Source organism: Streptomyces sp. NBC_00252 (assembly GCF_036187565.1).
In the GTDB taxonomy this organism is placed as follows: domain Bacteria; phylum Actinomycetota; class Actinomycetes; order Streptomycetales; family Streptomycetaceae; genus Streptomyces.
In genome coordinates this window covers 6,090,208-6,107,412 of record NZ_CP108087.1, presented here as the reverse complement: position 1 = coordinate 6,107,412, position 17,205 = coordinate 6,090,208, and the positions used below count along the sequence as shown (strand labels likewise).

Here is a 17,205-nt window from a genome sequence, read left to right as displayed (position 1 = left end):
GAGAGCGCCGGTTATGCTCGGGCGCGCATCGCCCCCATCCCCCTTCTGGAGCACTCATGGCCCTCAAGATCACCGTGATCGGCACCGGCTATCTCGGCGCCACGCACGCCGCGGCCATGGCCGAGCTGGGCTACGAGGTGCTGGGTCTTGACGTCGTCCCCGAGAAGATCGAGATGCTCAAGCGGGGCGAGGTCCCGATGTACGAACCGGGGCTCGAGGAACTGCTGCGCAAGCACGTCGCCGGGATCGAGGGCTCCACCGGGCGGCTGCGCTTCACCATGGACTGGGCCGAGGTCGCGGAGTTCGGCGACGTCCACTTCATGTGCACGAACACCCCGCAGAAGCACGGGGAGTACGCCTGCGACATGTCGTACGTCGACCGGGCCTTCGAGCTGCTCGCCCCGCACCTCACGCGCCCCGCGCTGGTCGTCGGCAAGTCCACCGTCCCCGTCGGCTCGGCGGACCGGCTCGCCGCCTACCTCGCCGCGCACGCGCCCGCCGGCGAGGACGCCGAGCTGGCCTGGAACCCGGAGTTCCTGCGCGAGGGCTTCGCCGTCGAGGACACGCTGCACCCCGACCGGATCGTCGTCGGCGTCCGCAGCGAGCGGGCCGAGCGGTTGCTGCGCGAGGTGTACGCCGGGCCGGTCGCGGACGGCTCGCCGTTCGTCGTGACGGACTTCCCGACCGCCGAGCTGGTGAAGACCGCCGCGAACTCCTTCCTCGCGACGAAGATCTCCTTCATCAACGCGATGGCCGAGGTCTGCGAGGCCGCGGACGGCGACGTCGTGAAGCTGGCGGAGGCGATCGGGCACGACGAGCGGATCGGCAAGAAGTTCCTGCGGGCCGGGATCGGCTTCGGCGGGGGCTGCCTCCCGAAGGACATCCGGGCGTTCATGGCGCGCGCCGGCGAACTGGGCGCCGACCAGGCGCTGACCTTCCTCCGCGAGATCGACTCGATCAACATGCGCCGCCGCGGCCAGATGGTCGAGATGACCCGCGAGGCGCTCGGCGGCGGCTCCTTCCTCGGCAAGCGGGTCGCCGTGCTCGGCGCGACCTTCAAGCCCGACTCCGACGACGTCCGCGACTCCCCCGCGCTCAACGTCGCCGGCCAGATCCACCTCCAGGGCGGCCAGGTCACCGTCTACGACCCGAAGGGCATGGCCAACGCCCGCCGCCTCTTCCCGACCCTCGGCTACGCCGACACCGCCGTGGAGGCCGTGCGCGGAGCGGACGTCGTCCTGCACCTGACGGAGTGGCGCGAGTTCCGCGACCTGGACCCGGCGTCCCTCGGCGACGCGGTACGCGCCCGCGTGGTCCTGGACGGCCGCAACGCCCTCGATCCCGCGCTGTGGCGAAAGGCGGGCTGGACGTTCCGGGCGATGGGGCGGCCCACCGCGTAGCGCGCGGCCGGGCGGACGACGTCGGTCCGGCCGAGGCTCAGTCGGCCGGACCGACGTCTGGCTGCATTCTGCACCACTGGACTGCGCGGGGCGCAGTGACCGCTCAAGTCGCCTTCCGCCAGGGCGACTTGGCCGGGTAACGGGGCATCTCCGCGAGGTCCGTCCGCTCCGGCACCGACGTCCCTTCGCGAGCGGGAGACTCGGCCCTGCATCGGCACAACCACGCGAAACCCGCCCGGCCCTGCATCGACACAACCACGCCAAGCCCGCCCGGCCCGCCCTCACCACATCACCGCAGCGCCTACCGGGCCCGACGCCGGCGCATCCTCGCGAGCCCTGCTCGCCGCGCACCCGCACGCTCCCGCAGGCCGCACCCGCTACTTGGCCCGATACCGCCGCATCTTCGCCCGTGCCCCGCAGACCGCCATCGAGCACCAGCGCCCCCGCCCCGCCGGACTGCGGTCGTAGTACGCCCAGTGACACGTGGGCGCCTCGCACGCCTTGAGGCGGAGCCAGGTGCCCGAGACGAGGGACTGGGCGATCGCCGATGCCACCCGGGAGAGCAGGGGGGCCTCGGCGGCGGGTCGGAGGCTCGCCGTGCCGTCGGCGGGGTCGATCGCGATCAACAGCGGTGCCCGCGACAGGAGTTCGCCCAGCGGGGTGGTCTCGCGGTGCGCGGGGTGGCCCGCGTGGGCGAGGAGGGTGGCGCGTAGGGACTCGCGGAGTTCGCGGGCGGCCGGTAGCTCCGGCTCCGTGAGGCCGAAGGGGGCGCGGCCCGCCGCCGTGTCGAGTTCGTCGGTGTCCGTCTCGATGTCCAGGGTGTTGACCAGGGCCTCGATCAGGGCCAGGTCTCCGGGTGCGGGGACTCTCTCGCTCATGTCGGCGACCACTTCATGCTTGCGACGTTACCCCCGATACGGGAGCATGCAGTAACCGCCGTTACCGGCTCATGCCGTCAATGGGTAACAAGGAGGAGTCCGTCATGACCGACCCCGACCCCCACCCCGACCCCCACCCCGGCACCGCTCCCACCCTCACTCCCACTCCCGGCCCCGCTCCCGCCCCCATCGCGGAACTCGGCGCCGTAGTCCTCGACTGCCCCGACCCCCGCGCCCTCGCCGCCTTCTACGCCGGAATCCTGGGCGGCACCCCCGCAGAGGACGACGAGGGCACCTGGTTCGACCTGGAGCTCCCCGGTGGACGGGCGCTCGCGTTCCAGGAGGCACCCGGACACGAGCCGCCGGAGTGGCCGGCGCCCGGCGGCTCCGGCTTCCAGCAGTTCCATCTCGACCTGACCGTCACGGACCTGGACGAGGCCGAGAAGGGCGTCCTCGCGCTCGGCGCGAGACCGCTGGACACCGACGACCGGGCCCGCACCTGGCGTGTGTACGCCGACCCGGCGGGGCACCCGTTCTGCCTCTGCGCCTGCTGACGAACACCGGCGCCGTCGACATCGCCCCGAGCACCAGAGACCCCGGCACCAGAGCCCGACACATGAGCCCGACACCTGAGACCCCGACACCAGAGAGGTCCCCTTGACTGCCGTCGCCCGTTTCCGTTCCACCGTGATCGACTGCCCCGACCCCGTCGCCCTCGCCGAGTTCTACGCCCGCATCCTCGGCGGCACACCCCACGTCGCCCACGACGAGTGGGTCGTGCTCGACATCCCGGACGGCCCCCGGATCGCCTTCCAGCGGGTGGCGGACTACACCCCGCCGGAGTGGCCGCGCGCGGACCGGCCGCAGCAGTTCCATCTCGACTTCGACTCCGGGACCACCTGGGCGGAGCTGGAGGTCGCGGAGGCCAAGGCCCTGGCGCTCGGCGCGCGCCCCCTGCACCAGGAGGACAAGGAGGACTTCCGGGTGTACGCCGACCCGGCGGGGCACCCCTTCTGCCTCTGCCGGATCGACCACCCGTAGAACCCGCGGAACTTCAAGAACCGCCCGCTACCCGTCCAGCTCCGCGATCTTCGCCGTCGACGGCTCCCGGCGCTGCTGCGCCGCCCGCGCGGTGAAGTCGCCGCTGCGCAGGACGCGTTGGACGTTGCCCCAGCTGAGCAGCGCGAGGTCGGGCTCGGACCAGCCGCGGTGGAGGAGTTCGGCGATGAGGTTCGGGTAGCAGGACGCGTCGGCGAGGTCCTGCGGGTGGGCCGTACCGGCGTCGTACGTGCCGGACAGGGCGACGCACTCGCGGCCCGCGACCTCGTGGACGTGGTCGAGGTGGTCGGCGACGTCCCGGACGGACGGCCCGGTCTGCTCGGCGGTGAGCGGCACCATGCACAGGCCCTTGGCGGCGCCGACCGCGGCGAGGAGTTCGTCGGAGAGGTTGGCCGGGTGCGGGCGCAGCGTGCGGGCGGCGGAGCGGGTGAACAGCACCGGCGCCTTCGAGACCGCGAGGGCACGGCGGATCGTGCCGTCGGAGGCGCCGGAGAGGTCCGCGAGCACGCCGAGCCGGTTCATCTCGCGGACGACCTCCTCGCCGAACCGGGTCAGCCCGGCCTCGCTCGCCCAGGACACCCCGGACAGCGTGAGGACGCGCAGCCCGAGCACGTGCAGGGAGCGCAGGATGCCCAGCGAGTCGCCGAGCGCGGCGGCTCCGGCGGGGCCGAGCAGCACGGCGATACGGCCGCAGTTGCGCACGTCGGTGGTCTCGCCGGCGGTGTGCGCGAGCCGCAGCCCCTCGGGGTGGGCGCGGACCACCGTGTTCACGAGGTCGAGCTGCTCCAGGGTGGCGCCGACGGCCCGGTCCCCGGCGAGCCCCTCGGGCAGGTGCAGCGACCAGAACAGCGCGCCCACGTGCCCCTCCCGCAGCCGGGGAACGTCGGTGTCCACGGAACTCTCCCCCAGCTCCAGGTCGAACCACGGCAGGTGCCGCAGCGCCCAGGGCAGCCCGCTGTAGCCGTCCGCGACGGGGTGCGCGGCGAGGATGGCGTGCGCGCGGTCCAGCGGGGCGGCGGCCGGGTCGGAGACGGGGTCGTACGGTTCCGCGGTGTCCGGCGGGAAGGGCCCGCCGGGGAAGGGCTCGTGGACCAAGTCGTCGAGCTCGCCGACCTCGGTCGTCGCGTGCAGTTGGTCCTGGAGGTCGGCCATGGCGGGCTCCGTACGTCGTTACGGCAGTACGGTCACCGTCGCACGCCCGCAGGGCGGCTACCTGGTGGGCGGGGCGTTCGGGGTACGGGGCCCGGTCAGCGCTCCCGCGCCGCGTCGATGACCCCGTCCAGGGTGTCCCGGGAGCGGCGCAGGTCGGCGATCATCCGGTCGATGCGGTCGCGCTCCTCGGTGAGGTCGGCGACGAGTCTCGGGGTGGCGACCTCGGAGGGGCCGCCGTCCGCGTCCCGCATGCACGGCAGCAGGCTCGCGATCCGGGGGCTGTGCAGTCCGGCCGCGTACAGCTCCTGGATGAGGACGACCCGGTCGACGGCCGCGTCGGGGTAGTCCCGGTGTCCGCCGGCCGTCCGCCCGGCCGCGAGCAGCCCCTGGGCCTCGTAGTAGCGCAGCGACCGCTCGCTCACACCGGTCCGCCGGGCCAGTTCACCGATCCTCAACTCCGCCTCCGCACAAGCGACTTCCGACCCCGGGGGACTTGAACCTGACGCTGATGTCAGCTTCTACGGTACGGCCATGACGCACCCGACGGACCTTTTCGCGGCCGCCCGCCTCGGCCCCCTGACTCTCCCCAACCGCCTCGTGATGGCCCCGCTGACCCGCAACCGGGCGGCCCCGGACGGCACGCCGGGCGCCCTCATGGCGGCCTACTACGCGCAGCGGGCGAGCGCCGGTCTCATCGTCGCGGAGGCCGCGACGCCGAACGCGGAAGGGCAGACGTACCCGAACATCACCGCGATCCACACCCCGGCCCACGTGACCGGCTGGCGGCGGGTGACGGACGCCGTGCGGGATGCGGGCGGCGGGCCGATGTTCCTCCAACTCCAGCACGGGGGGCGGGTGGGGCACCCCGCGACCAGCGGTCTGACGCCGGTCGCGCCGTCGCCGGTCGCGCTCCCCGGCACGATCTTCACCCCGGCCGGCCACCGACCCACGGTCGTGCCACGTGAGTTGACGGCCGCTCAGATCCGTTCCACCGTCGCCGACTTCGCGAGGGCCGCCCGCAACGCGCTCGACGCGGGCTTCGCGGGCGTCGAAGTCCACTCCGCCAACGGCCACTTGCTGCACCAGTTCCTGGCCCGGGGCACCAACCACCGCACCGACGCCTACGGCGGCCCGGTGACCCGGCGGATCCGTTTCGTGGTGGAGGTGGTGGGGGCCGTGGCGGCCGAGATCGGCGCCGACCGGGTGGGCGTACGCGTCTCCCCCGGCAGCACGGTCAACGGCATCGAGGAGGGCGACACGGAGGCCATCCACCGCACGCTCGCCGAGGCCCTCGCGCCACTCGGCCTGGCCTATCTGCACCTGGTGCGCGCCGACCCCGAGGAACCCCTGTTCCACCGGATCCGCGCCGCCTGGCCGGGCCCGCTGATCGCCAACCCGGTGCTGCCGGAGACCTTCACGGCGGAGGACGTGCACCGCGCCGCCGCCCGGCTCTTGGACACGGGCGCCGACCTGATCGCCCTGGGCCGGCCGTTCCTCGCCAACCCCGACCTCGTCGAGCGGCTGCGCCTCGGGGCACCGCTCAACCAGGTGCGGGACCGCTACATGATGTACGTGGGCGGGGCGACCGGTTACACCGACTACCCCGCCCTGGGTGACCTGCCCGGTCAGCCGTCCAGCGACTCGATCGTCGCGTTCGACGGCCCCCGCGTCCCCTGAAGGTCCCGGGCCACGTCCTCCGCCGCGCCCAGCACGCGTACCGCGTTCTGCCAGGTCAGCTTGGCGAGGTCGGTGGTGGACCAGCCGCGGTCGAGCAGTTCCGCGATGAGGTTCGGGTAGCCGGAGACGTCGTTGAGACCGTCCGGGGTGAAGGCCGTGCCGTCGTAGTCGCCGCCGATGCCGATGTGGTCGACGCCCGCGACCTCACGCATGTGGTCGAGGTGGTCGGCGACCGTGGAGACCGTGGCGACGGGGCGCGGGTGGAGTTCCTCGAAGGCGCGGTGCACCTTCATCGCCTCCTCCGTGGTCTCCAGGTGGTGCAGGCCGTGCGCGCGCATGTTGTCGTCGGCCGCGGCCGTCCAGTCCACGGCGGCCTGGAGCACGAACTTCGGCACGAACGTCACCATCGCCATGCCGCCGTTGCCGGCCAGCCGCTCCAGCACGTCGTCCGGGACGTTGCGCGGGTGGTCGCACACCGCCCGCGCGGAGGAGTGGGAGAAGATCACCGGGGCGGTCGACGTGTCCAGCGCGGCGCGCATCGTCGTGGCCGCCACGTGCGAGAGGTCGACGAGCATGCCCTCGCGGTTCATCTCCCGCACGACCTCCCGGCCGAACGCCGACAGCCCGCCCACACCCGGCTCGTCCGTCGCCGAGTCCGCCCACGGCACGTTGTCGTTGTGCGTGAGCGTCATGTAGCGGACGCCGAGCGCGTACAACCCCCGCAGCGTGCCGAGGGAGTTGGCGATCGAGTGCCCGCCCTCCGCACCCATGAGGGAGGCGATACGGCCCTCCGCGCGCGCCGCCTCCATGTCCGCGGCGGTCAGCGCGGGCGCCAGGTCCTGCGGGTAGCGGGCGAGCAACTGCCGTACGCAGTCGATCTGTTCGAGGGTCATCGACACCGGGTCGGGCAGGTCCGAGCGGACGTACACCGACCAGTACTGCGCACCGACGCCGCCCTCGCGCAGCCGCGGGATGTCGGTGTGCAGGTGCGCGTTCTGCGCCACGGCGATGTCGCGGGCGTCGAGGTCGTAGGTGACCTGCTTGCGCAGCGCCCAGGGCAGGTCGTTGTGCCCGTCGACGACGGGGAACTCGCGGAGCAGGTCCCGGGCCCGGTCCAGTGACGTCATCGCCGTCACTTCCCGAAGCCGAAGCCGCTGGCGCCGCCGCCCTCGACCTTGGCGCGCAGCCGCTTGCCCTTCTCGGCCGCCTGGTCGTTCAGCTCCTGCTGGAACTCCCGCATGCGGACGAGGAGTTCGTCGTCGTGCGTGGCCAGGATGCGGGCCGCGAGCAGACCCGCGTTGCGCGCGCCGGCGACCGAGACGGTGGCGACGGGGACCCCGGCCGGCATCTGCACGATGGACAGCAGCGAGTCCATGCCGTCCAGGTACTTCAGCGGCACGGGCACGCCGATCACCGGCAGCGGGGTCACCGAGGCAAGCATCCCGGGGAGGTGGGCGGCGCCGCCCGCGCCCGCGATGATCACCTTGAGGCCGCGGCCGTCGGCACGCTCCCCGTACGTGATCATCTCGCGGGGCATGCGGTGCGCGGAGACGACGTCGACCTCGTACGCGATCTCGAACTCGTCGAGGGCCTTCGCGGCGCCCTCCATGACGGGCCAGTCGGAGTCCGACCCCATGACGATTCCTACGACGGGTCCTGCGGCGGAGCTCATTCGGTGATCGTGCCTCTCAGATAGCCGGCTGCGTGACGGGCGCGGTCCAGGACGTCGTCCAGGTCGTCGCCGTAGGTGTTGACGTGGCCCACCTTGCGGCCGGGCTTCACGTCCTTGCCGTACATGTGGATCTTCAGCTGGGGGTCCCGGGCCATGCAGTGCAGATACGCGGAGTACATGTCCGGGTAGTCGCCGCCGAGAACGTTACACATCACGGTCCAGGGGGCCCGGGCGCGCGGATCGCCCAGCGGGAGGTCGAGGACCGCGCGGACGTGGTTCGCGAACTGGCTGGTGATCGCGCCGTCCTGGGTCCAGTGACCGGAGTTGTGCGGGCGCATCGCGAGTTCGTTGACGAGGATGCGGCCGTCGCGGGTCTGGAACAGCTCGACGGCGAGATGGCCGACGACCCCGAGTTCCTTGGCGATGCGCAGCGCCATCTCCTCGGCGTGCAGCGCGAGGTCCTCGTCCAGGTCGGGGGCGGGTGCGATGACCGTGTCGCAGACGCCGTTGACCTGCTGGGACTCGACCACCGGGTAGGCGACGGCCTGCCCGTGCGGGGAGCGGACGACGTTCGCCGCCAGCTCGCGCACGAAGTCGACCTTCTCCTCCGCGAGGACGGGCACGCCGGCGCGGAACGGGTCGGCGGCCTCCTCCGGGGAGTCGACCACCCAGACGCCCTTGCCGTCGTAGCCGCCGCGGACGGTCTTGAGGACGACGGGGAAGCCGTCCCCTTCCGCGGCGAACGCGACGACGTCCGCGGGGTCGCTCACGAGCCGGTGCCGTGGGCACGGCACACCGATCTCGACGAGCTTCGCCCGCATCACGCCCTTGTCCTGGGCGTGCACGAGCGCGTCCGGGCCGGGGCGCACGGGGATGCCGTCCGCCTCCAGGGCGCGCAGATGCTCGGTGGGTACGTGTTCGTGATCGAAGGTGATCACATCGCAGCCCCGCGCGAAGTCACGCAGCGTGTCGAGGTCGCGGTAGTCGCCGATGACGACATCGCCGACGACCTGCGCCGCGGAATCCTGAGGGGTGTCACTGAGGAGCTTGAACTTGATGCCGAGCGGGATGCCCGCCTCGTGTGTCATACGAGCGAGCTGCCCCCCGCCGACCATGCCGACTACCGGGAACGTCACCCCCTCAGGGTATCGGTCACGCCAGGGCGGCCTGATTTCCGTCCCTCTTACCGTTCTTTTCCGGGTCTCTTCCCGACCTGTGAGCGGCTTCACGGGCGCCGGGGGAAAGCGGTGGTTAGCATGGCTGGGTCGAGAATCCGAGAAGACGGGGGCCTGCACAACCATGGAGCCTGGTTCCGAAGGGCCTTTCAAGCGGCTCGCCCGCGAGGTCGCCAAGTTCGGCGCGGTGGGCGTGGTGGGCACCGTGGTGAACTTCGCGGTCTCCAACCTGCTGTGGCATCTGACCAGCCTGCAGGCCGTGCGCGCCAACGTGATCGCGACGATCGTCGCCATCGGGTGCAACTACGTCGGCTTCCGCTACTTCACCTACCGTGACCGCGACAAGAGCGCCCGCACCAAGGAACTCAGCCTGTTCCTGGCGTTCAGCCTGGTCGGCCTGGTCATCGAGAACGGCATCCTGTTCGCCGCGATCTACGGCTTCGGCTGGGACAGCTCGCTCCAGCGCAACATCTTCAAGGTGCTCGGCATCGGCATCGCGACGCTGTTCCGCTTCTGGTCGTACCGCAGCTGGGTGTTCAAGGCGCTGCCGGTTCAGGACGAGATCCTCGCGGAGTCGGATCCTGCTCCCGCCGCCCCGAAGCCGCTGCCCCGCCCCAAGCAGCACGTGAGCTGAACCACTCTCTCCGCGCCCCTCCGCCGCCTTAGCGGACCGTGGGCTCGTCGTCGTCCACCGGCACCCGCTTCGTCGGCGCCGTACGCGACAGGAACAGCCCGAACACCGGCGGCTGCGCCTGGAGCATCTCCAGCCGCCCGCCGTCCGCCTCCGCGAGGTCCCGCGCGACGGCCAGCCCGATCCCCGTGGAGTTGCGGCCGCTGATCGTGCGCTCGAAGATGCGGGCGCCCAGGTCGGTCGGCACCCCGGGCCCCTCGTCCGTGACCTCCACGACGGCCTGGTTGCCGGTGACGCGGGTGCGCAGGGCGACCGTGCCGCCGCCGTGCATCAGGGAGTTCTCGATCAGCGCGGCCAGCACCTGCGCGACGGCGCCCGGGGTGCCGACGGCCTGGAGATGCCGCTTGCCCGAGCTGACGATCGCGCGCCCGGCACTGCGGTAGGCGGGCCGCCACTCGGCGAGCTGCTGCTGGATGACCTCGTCGAGGTCGAAGGAGACGGCGGAGCCGGTACGGGGGTCACGCGCGTTCGTCAGCAGGCGCTCCACGACATCGGTGAGCCGCTCGACCTGCGTCAGCGCGATCGTGGCCTCCTCCTTCACCGTGTCCGGGTCGTCGGTGAGGGTGATCTCCTCAAGCCGCATGGACAACGCGGTCAGCGGCGTACGCAGCTGGTGCGAGGCATCGGCGGCCAGCCGCCGCTCGGCGGTGAGCATGCGGGCGATGCGCTCGGCGGAGGAGTCGAGGACGTCGGCGACCCGGTCCAGCTCCGGGACGCTGTACCGCTTGTGCCGGGGCCGCGGGTCACCCGAGCCGAGCCGCTCCGCGGTCTCCGCGAGGTCGGTGAGCGGCGAGGCGAGCCGGTTGGCCTGCCGTACGGCGAGCAGGACGGCGGCGACCACGGCGAGCAGGGCGACGGCGCCGATGATGAGCAGGGTCCGCCCGACCTCACGGGTGACGGTCGAGCGGGGCTCCTCGACGGTGACGGTCTCGCCCTCCTCGCCCTTGGCGGTGGAGCGGATGACGTCACCGGCCGCCTTGGTGCCCACCTCGATCACCGGGTCGCCCGGGATGCGGATCACGGCGTACCGGTCCTCCGTGACCTGCGTGCGCAGCACCTCGGAGTCGACGATCTCCGCCCCGAGGATCCGGCTGTCCACGATGCTGGCCAGCCGGAGCGCCTCGGAATCCACGCGCTCTTGAGCACTGTTGCTGATGGTGCGTGTCTCCACGATGACGAGGGACACACCAAAGACAGCGATCACGACGAGCACGACGGCAAGCGTGGACTGAATAAGACGACGACGCACGGCACTCTCCGAGAAACGGCGACTTCAGCGCCCCAAAGGGGCGCGAGGCTGTAGTCGATAGGGGGCTCCGCCGCGTGTGCGCGACCAGCCACGAACCACGGCCAGTCGCACACACCACACCAAGCACCCACGGCGATGTCGCGCGTAGACCGGCCTAGCTCTTCTCGAACCGGAACCCGACACCCCGCACGGTGGCGATGTACCGGGGGTTGGCCGCGTCGTCACCGAGCTTCTTCCGCAGCCAGGAGATGTGCATGTCGAGGGTCTTGGTCGACGACCACCACGTCGTGTCCCACACCTCGCGCATCAACTGGTCCCGGGTCACCACCCGCCCGGCGTCCCGCACCAGAACCCGCAGCAGGTCGAACTCCTTGGCGGTGAGCTGGAGTTCCTCGTCACCCATCCACGCCCGGTGCGACTCGACGTCGATCCGGACGCCGTGCGTGGCGGGCGGCTGCGCGGGCTCGGCGGCGCCGCGCCGGAGCAGGGCCCGGACGCGGGCGAGCAGTTCGGCGAGCCGGAAGGGTTTGGTGACGTAGTCGTCGGCGCCCGCGTCGAGGCCGACGACGGTGTCCACCTCGTCGGCGCGCGCGGTCAGGATGAGGATCGGGACGGTGTGGCCCTCGGCGCGCAGTCGGCGGGCCACTTCCAGGCCGTCCATGCCGGGCAGGCCCAGGTCCAGGACACACAGGTCGATGCCGCCCTGGATGCCGGCGTCGAGCGCTGTGGGTCCGTCCTCGCGCACCTCGACCTCGTAACCTTCCCGGCGCAGAGCGCGGGCCAGCGGCTCCGAGATGGACGCGTCGTCCTCGGCGAGCAGTACACGGGTCATGAGGTGATGGTAGTCCGCCTCGGACAGCGCCAGAGGTGTGATCGTCATTGGCGATTTCTTACCCTGGGGCCGACCGGACGCGACGAGGTGAAGATCGTGCCGCGAACCTATGGCAATGGGGTGTGGTGCGGGGTCACGCCTTCGAAAGTGCGACTCTGGTTCCATCAAATCCTGTGATCGATGTCTCAAGTCCTTCCATTTCAGGCAGTGTCCTGTCGTATGGTGACCTGAACGCCTGTAGCAACTCCGGGGACCTTTGGTGGCTGTTTGACACTGAAGGTCTCTTTTGTGTGCGGGCCGGCAGTCGTCGGCCTTGAAAGGAATGACCTGTGGCCGGGCTCCGACGCACTCCGTGCGCGGGGCGTGGATCCCGGTGGTCGCCGTCCTCCATCCCGTGATCCGGGACGGAGTCCCCGTGGGCGTGGGGACGGACGGGTCGGACCCGGCCGGTGCCGGCCGCCCACACCGGGCGCGCATCCGCTCACGCAGCGCGTCCCGACCAGCAAGGAACAACCATGGCGTCCAGCCTGACGAAGGACTCGGTGACTCCGGGCACCCCCGGTTCCGAGAAGACCTTCTTCGGCCACCCCCGCGGACTGGCCACTCTCTTCATGACCGAGATGTGGGAGCGGTTCTCCTACTACGGCATGAGGGCCCTGCTCCCCCTGTACCTGGTCGCCCCCGGCGGCCTGCACCTGAGCGCGGCCACCGCCACCGCGATCTACTCGGTGTACCTGTCCCTCGTGTACCTGCTGGCCCTGCCCGGCGGCTGGTTCGCCGACCGGGTGCTCGGCCCCCGCAGGACGGTCGCCGTCGCGGGCATGATCATCATGCTCGGCCACCTCACGCTCGCCCTGCCCTCCTCCGGCACGTTCTTCGCGGGCCTCGGCCTGGTGGCGATCGGCTCAGGTCTCCTGAAGGCCAACATCTCCACGATGGTCGGCCACCTCTACGAGGGCCCGGACGACCCGCGCCGTGACGGCGGCTTCACGCTCTTCTACATCGGGATCAACGTCGGCGCGTTCGCCGCGCCGCTGGTCATCGGCACGGTCGGCGAGAACGTCAACTGGCACCTCGGCTTCGCGCTCGCCGCGGTCGGCATGGCCCTCGGCCTCGCCCAGTACCTGCTCGGCACCCGCCACCTCAGCTCCCGCTCGGACGTGGTCCCCACACCGCTGTCCGCCGAGGAGAAGAAGGCCACGCTGCGCAAGTCGGGTCTCTGGGCCGCCGCGGCCATCGTGTTCTACGCGATCGTCGGCGCCTCCGGCCACTACACCCTGAACTGGCTGCTGGTCCCGATCACCGTCGCCGGTCTGGTCATCCCGGTGATGGTCATCGCCCGCATCAAGCGCGACAAGACCCTCGACCGCGCGGACCAGTCGAAGATGTCCGCGTACATCTGGTTCTTCGTCGCCGCCGCCGTGTTCTGGATGATCTACGACCAGGGCGGCTCGACGGTGTCCCTGTTCGCCGACTCCTCGGCGAAGAACACTGTGTTCGGCTGGGAGTTCCCGGTCTCCTGGTACCAGTCGGTCAACCCGGTCCTCATCATGGCCCTCGCCCCGGTCTTCGCCTGGGCCTGGCTGGCCCTGGCCCGCCGCGGCAAGGAGCCGAGCACGGCGACGAAGTTCGCGATGGGCCTGATCCTGGTCGGCGCGTCCTTCTTCCTCTTCCTGGCCCCGCTCGCGATCGCCGACGGCGGTCACAAGGCGGCGGCGATGTGGCTGGTGGCGATCTACTTCGTCCAGACGGTGGGCGAGCTGACCCTCTCCCCCGTGGGCCTCTCGGTCACCACGAAGATGGCCCCCGCGAAGTACGCCTCCCAGATGATGGGCGTGTGGTTCCTCGCGGTGACGGCGGGCGACGCGACGACGGGCCTGCTGTCCATCGCCGGCGTCGACCTCAACAAGACGGGCATCGTCACCCTCCAGGCGGCCCTGGCGGTCCTCGCGGGCGCGGCGGTGTGGATGTACCGCAAGCGGGTCCGAGAGCTCATGGGCGACGTCCACTGAGGCAGTCCGCTCCACGACGACTCACCGAAAGGGCCGTCACATCCCCCGGGATGTGACGGCCCTTTCCTCTCGACCGGTGTCGTGCTTCCACGATGACTCGGTCAGCGCAGCCGCCTCCGCCCCGGCATGAACGTGAAGACCGCCACGCCCAGCAGGATCGCCGTACCGGAGACCAGGCCGAGGGCCTTGAGGCCGCCGTGGCTGCTGGAGCCCGTCTCCGCCAGGCCTCCGGAGGTCGACGTCGACGTGGACCCGGACGTGCCGCCGGACGTGGAGGAGCCGCCGGACGCGCCGCTCGCCTGCTCGGTGGTGTCGAGCGTCAGGGAGACCAGCGACTTCGTGGGCGTGCAAGTCGTGGTCGTACCCAGGGCGTTGACCGTGAGGACGCCGGGCGACAGGGTCGACGAACCACTCGCGCCGGGCTTGTACGTGCCCGTCAGGTCCGGGATCTTGATGGGGTCCCCGGACTTGATGGGGCTGGAGTTCGTCGGGCCCTCCACATGCACCGTGCCCTTGTCGGCGCCGCCCAGGACCACCTCCATCGACGGCTTCACGGAGTCCGCCGGGATGTCCGCGGGACTGTCCATCACCGAGCCGTTGAACTTCACGGTGAGGGCGTAACTCCCGCCGTCCTTCGAGGCGTTGATCTGCACGGGCGAGGTCGCGTTCTTGTCGCCGATGGGCGTCTTGCACGCGTAGGGGACGTCGACCTCCTTGCCGGTGAAGTCGGTCTGGCCTGTCCCGGTGCCGTCGCTCGGCGAGGCCGACGGGGACGCGGACGTCGAGTCACTGGGCGACGCGGATTCCGACGGCGACGCCGAGGACGACGTCGAGTCCGACGGGGTCGGGGAGCCGCTCGGCGAACCGCCGTCCCCCGCCGTCACGTCGATCGTCGCCGACGTCGGCACCGTCGCCGTCGGCGTGCACACGGTGTTCGTCCCGTACGCGTTGACCGTGTACGCGCCCGGGGCCAGCGTCACCGTCCCGGCCGTCGTCAGCTTCAGTGTGCCCTTCATGTCGGACAGCACCATGTCGCCGCCCTTGGGGATCGCCGGGTTGGTGCGCGTCCCCGTCATCGCCACGTCGGCGGTCTGCGCGCCGGCCGCCTTCAGCGTCCCGGTCGGCAGCACGGAGTCGGCGGGCAGGTCGATGATGTCGGGGTTCTTGGACGCGGCCTGCGTGAACTTCCAGACCACGTCGACGGTGTCGCCGACCTTCGCCGTCGCGGGCGCGGTGACCTCGACCTTGGTGGTGCCGTCGATCGGGTCGGCGACCCCCGCGGGCGGCACGCAGTGGGTGGCGTAGGACACCTCGGCGGCCTGCGCGGTCCCGGCGGTCAGGCCGAGCGCGAGACCCGCGCCGCCGAGGACCAGCGCGAACGCCGCCGCGCCCGCCCTCCGTACACCGCCCCCGCCGCTGTTTCTGCATCCGCCTTCGGCGGCCGGTATGACTCTCCTTCGCTTGCTCACGTAAGTCCCTTCCTGGTGGGAGTCGTCGGACTCGTCGGGCTGTCGTCGTGCGGTGCGGAGAGTCGACCGGCCGTGCCCGGATCGGAGTCCGGGGTGAACCACGGCAGGGTCGAGGTCGTGGGGGCGTCCTCCCGCGAGGGGGCCGCCGTGCCGAACTTCGGCATGCGCAGGGTGACTTGGGCGGGCATGTGCAGGGCCCGGTGCCGGGGCGGTCCCGTGCTGCGGGCCGCCTTGCGGGGGCGCAGCCGGTCCACCACGGCCATCCCGACGCGGAACACCGCCGCCGGCACGACCACACAGAGCAGGACCCAGAACAGGGTCACGCCCCAGGGACGGCCGACTCCCCACGGCTGTTCGGCGAGGACCCGGCCGCCGTACTTCATCGAGACGGTGTAGTCGCCGTGCGCCCCGGCCGCGAGGTCGACGGGGAGTTTGATCTCCGCCTTTCCGCCGGGCGCGATCGTGCCGTCGAACTGCTGGTCGTCCCACTGCGGCGCGAACACCCCGTGGGAGGTGCCGACTTGGAAGACAGGGTTCTTGACGGGGGACGAGCCCGCGTTGCCGACGGTGAAGACCAGCGTGCGGGAGGGTGGCGCCCCGAACCAGGTCAGCAGGCCGCTCGAACCGTCCAGCCGGGTGTCCGACAGGACCGAGAGGCGTCCGGCGGCGGGCTCCGCGGGGAGTGGTTCGACCGCGTGTCCTGCCACCTGGAAGACCGTGTCCGCGGACGCGCTCGCCCCCGTCACCGTCGCCACGTGCACCACGCACGGGCACGGCACCGGCGGCTCCGACACCGGCAGCTTCCTGCTGAAGACGCCCTTGGCGTCCGTCGTCACGGCCCGACCGTCCGCGTTGGCACAGGAGTTGGTGCCGCCGACCACCCCGCGCGCGGGCGTCGCCTGCCCGCAGATCAGCACCATCAGCAGGGCGTGCGCCCGCCACCCGCTCCCGGAGACGGTGATCGAACCGCCCGTCCCCGCCTGCGACGTGGAGAGCTTCACACCCGGCCCGCCCGCCGCCGCGGCCGGCGTCGCCCCCGCCAACGGCAGCAGGAGCAGCGCGAGCACCGCCACCAGCGCCGGGATCCGCACCTTGCCGCTCACATCACCGCTCCCGTCAACCCGGCTTCCGTACGCGGCTCTTCGGCCACCTCGTCGTCCCTGCGGCGCCGCTGCCGCCGTACGAGAAGCAGCGCGCCCCCGGCCACCGCCGCACCGCCGGTTCCCGCCACCGCGCCCCACGGCACGAACCGTGTCGACGTGTCCGCCGTGTCGTGGGCGCCGCCCGCCGCCGTGACCGTGAGGCGCAGGTCGACCGCGTCCAGGGTGGGGTGGCCCGGCCAGGGTTCGGTGAGCTTCAGGCGTGCGCCCGGCGGGAGTCGGACCGGGAGGGTGCGGGGGGCGCGGTCGAGGCGGGTGCCGAGGACGCCGGTGGCGTGGACGGCGAGGGTCGGGGTGAGGGGGGTGGTGCCGCGGTTGACCAGTTCGTAGGCGATGCGGTCGCCGTGGACCGTGACGTGTTCGACGGTCAGCGCCGACAACTCCGGTCCCCGCACCCGGAGTCGAAGCCGTACCGTCGCCTCCCGGCCGTTCGTGTCACGCGCGACGATCGTGGCGGCGCGGTCGCCGGGGGTGGCGGTCGCCGGGACGTTCACCGTGAACGGGACGTCGGCGCGGGTGCGGGCGGGGACCCTGACTCCTGTGTCGGCGAAGGTGACCGGGACGCCGGTGGCGCGCAGCCGGACGGTGACCGGACGGGTGGTGGGGTTGGTCACGGACACCGTGTCCTGGAGGGTCGTGCCGGGCTCGCCCTCGGCGTAGAACGTCGGCCGTCCGCCGCCCGCGGGCGCAACGGTCCATCCCCCGGCGGCCGTTGCGGTCGGCGCGGCCGCCAGGAGGGCGAGGAGGGACAGACACAGGACGCGGGCGGTCGACGACAG

17 protein-coding genes are annotated in these 17,205 nt (G+C 71.8%); 6 read left to right on the top strand and 11 right to left on the bottom strand.

What is annotated here, in order from left to right:
- The first annotated feature begins 56 nt into the window (after window positions 1-56).
- Window positions 57-1,400, top strand: a complete 1,344-nt coding sequence (locus OHT77_RS27090) for a UDP-glucose dehydrogenase family protein (protein WP_328831031.1) — start codon at window positions 57-59, stop codon at window positions 1,398-1,400.
- A 377-nt stretch (window positions 1,401-1,777) separates the two neighbouring features.
- On the opposite strand, the gene OHT77_RS27085 is transcribed toward OHT77_RS27090, so the two are convergent.
- The gene (locus tag OHT77_RS27085) at window positions 1,778-2,278 is read right to left on the bottom strand and encodes a CGNR zinc finger domain-containing protein (RefSeq protein WP_328831030.1); all 501 of its coding nucleotides are present in this window, start codon (window positions 2,276-2,278) and stop codon (window positions 1,778-1,780) included.
- 104 nt (window positions 2,279-2,382) lie between these two features.
- Between OHT77_RS27085 and OHT77_RS27080 the strand changes: the two genes are divergently transcribed.
- Together OHT77_RS27080 and OHT77_RS27075 are read left to right on the top strand one after the other, a co-directional pair.
- Window positions 2,383-2,832, top strand: a complete 450-nt coding sequence (locus tag OHT77_RS27080) for a VOC family protein (RefSeq protein ID WP_328831029.1) — start codon at window positions 2,383-2,385, stop codon at window positions 2,830-2,832.
- A 103-nt stretch (window positions 2,833-2,935) separates the two neighbouring features.
- Window positions 2,936-3,319 carry a VOC family protein gene (locus OHT77_RS27075; RefSeq protein WP_328831028.1) on the top strand — a complete coding sequence of 128 codons (384 nt, stop codon included), beginning with the start codon at window positions 2,936-2,938 and terminating at the stop codon, window positions 3,317-3,319.
- Window positions 3,320-3,346: 27 nt separating this feature from the next.
- Here the strand turns inward: OHT77_RS27075 and OHT77_RS27070 are convergent, their stop codons facing one another.
- A complete protein-coding gene (locus OHT77_RS27070) occupies window positions 3,347-4,489 on the bottom strand; it encodes a dipeptidase (protein WP_266769318.1) in 1,143 nt (380 codons plus the stop codon).
- 95 nt (window positions 4,490-4,584) lie between these two features.
- On the bottom strand, window positions 4,585-4,944 hold the full coding sequence (locus OHT77_RS27065) for a MerR family transcriptional regulator (protein WP_328831027.1): 360 nt from the start codon (window positions 4,942-4,944) through the stop codon (window positions 4,585-4,587).
- A gap of 76 nt (window positions 4,945-5,020) precedes the next feature.
- Between OHT77_RS27065 and OHT77_RS27060 the strand changes: the two genes are divergently transcribed.
- Window positions 5,021-6,166 (top strand): alkene reductase, encoded by a 1,146-nt coding sequence (locus OHT77_RS27060; RefSeq protein WP_328831026.1) that lies wholly within the window; start codon window positions 5,021-5,023, stop codon window positions 6,164-6,166.
- Here OHT77_RS27060 and OHT77_RS27055 read toward each other — a convergent pair.
- From OHT77_RS27055 to OHT77_RS27045, 3 genes are read right to left on the bottom strand one after another with little or no spacing between them, the layout of a single operon-like run.
- On the bottom strand, window positions 6,115-7,293 hold the full coding sequence (locus tag OHT77_RS27055) for a dipeptidase (RefSeq protein WP_328831025.1): 1,179 nt from the start codon (window positions 7,291-7,293) through the stop codon (window positions 6,115-6,117). The genes OHT77_RS27060 and OHT77_RS27055 overlap by 52 nt on opposite strands.
- Before the next feature lie 5 nt (window positions 7,294-7,298).
- Complete coding sequence (gene purE, locus OHT77_RS27050) at window positions 7,299-7,838, bottom strand: 5-(carboxyamino)imidazole ribonucleotide mutase (RefSeq protein WP_266769322.1); 540 nt, start codon at window positions 7,836-7,838, stop codon at window positions 7,299-7,301.
- Complete coding sequence (locus OHT77_RS27045; RefSeq protein ID WP_328831023.1) at window positions 7,835-8,974, bottom strand: 5-(carboxyamino)imidazole ribonucleotide synthase; 1,140 nt, start codon at window positions 8,972-8,974, stop codon at window positions 7,835-7,837. Before OHT77_RS27045 ends, purE begins: the two co-directional genes overlap by 4 nt.
- A 163-nt stretch (window positions 8,975-9,137) precedes the next feature.
- Between OHT77_RS27045 and OHT77_RS27040 the strand changes: the two genes are divergently transcribed.
- Window positions 9,138-9,647: a GtrA family protein gene (locus OHT77_RS27040; protein ID WP_266769324.1), complete on the top strand. Its 510-nt coding sequence runs from the start codon at window positions 9,138-9,140 to the stop codon at window positions 9,645-9,647.
- Between the two features lie 28 nt (window positions 9,648-9,675).
- Here OHT77_RS27040 and OHT77_RS27035 read toward each other — a convergent pair whose 3' ends face one another.
- A complete protein-coding gene (locus OHT77_RS27035; RefSeq protein ID WP_328831022.1) occupies window positions 9,676-10,953 on the bottom strand; it encodes an ATP-binding protein in 1,278 nt (425 codons plus the stop codon).
- 154 nt (window positions 10,954-11,107) lie between these two features.
- On the bottom strand, window positions 11,108-11,785 hold the full coding sequence (locus OHT77_RS27030; RefSeq protein WP_174447603.1) for a response regulator transcription factor: 678 nt from the start codon (window positions 11,783-11,785) through the stop codon (window positions 11,108-11,110).
- Window positions 11,786-12,300: 515 nt separating this feature from the next.
- Between OHT77_RS27030 and OHT77_RS27025 the strand changes: the two genes are divergently transcribed.
- Window positions 12,301-13,797: an oligopeptide:H+ symporter gene (locus tag OHT77_RS27025; RefSeq protein ID WP_328831021.1), complete on the top strand. Its 1,497-nt coding sequence runs from the start codon at window positions 12,301-12,303 to the stop codon at window positions 13,795-13,797.
- Window positions 13,798-13,898: 101 nt separating this feature from the next.
- Here OHT77_RS27025 and OHT77_RS27020 read toward each other — a convergent pair whose 3' ends face one another.
- From OHT77_RS27020 to OHT77_RS27010, 3 genes are read right to left on the bottom strand one after another with little or no spacing between them, the layout of a single operon-like run.
- The gene (locus tag OHT77_RS27020; protein ID WP_443048134.1) at window positions 13,899-15,266 is read right to left on the bottom strand and encodes a hypothetical protein; all 1,368 of its coding nucleotides are present in this window, start codon (window positions 15,264-15,266) and stop codon (window positions 13,899-13,901) included.
- Window positions 15,263-16,369 carry a hypothetical protein gene (locus OHT77_RS27015; protein WP_328831020.1) on the bottom strand — a complete coding sequence of 369 codons (1,107 nt, stop codon included), beginning with the start codon at window positions 16,367-16,369 and terminating at the stop codon, window positions 15,263-15,265. The genes OHT77_RS27020 and OHT77_RS27015 overlap by 4 nt, the downstream gene beginning before the upstream one ends.
- Entirely contained in the window at window positions 16,366-17,205 is an 840-nt protein-coding gene (locus OHT77_RS27010) for a COG1470 family protein (protein ID WP_328834350.1), read from the bottom strand. Before OHT77_RS27010 ends, OHT77_RS27015 begins: the two co-directional genes overlap by 4 nt.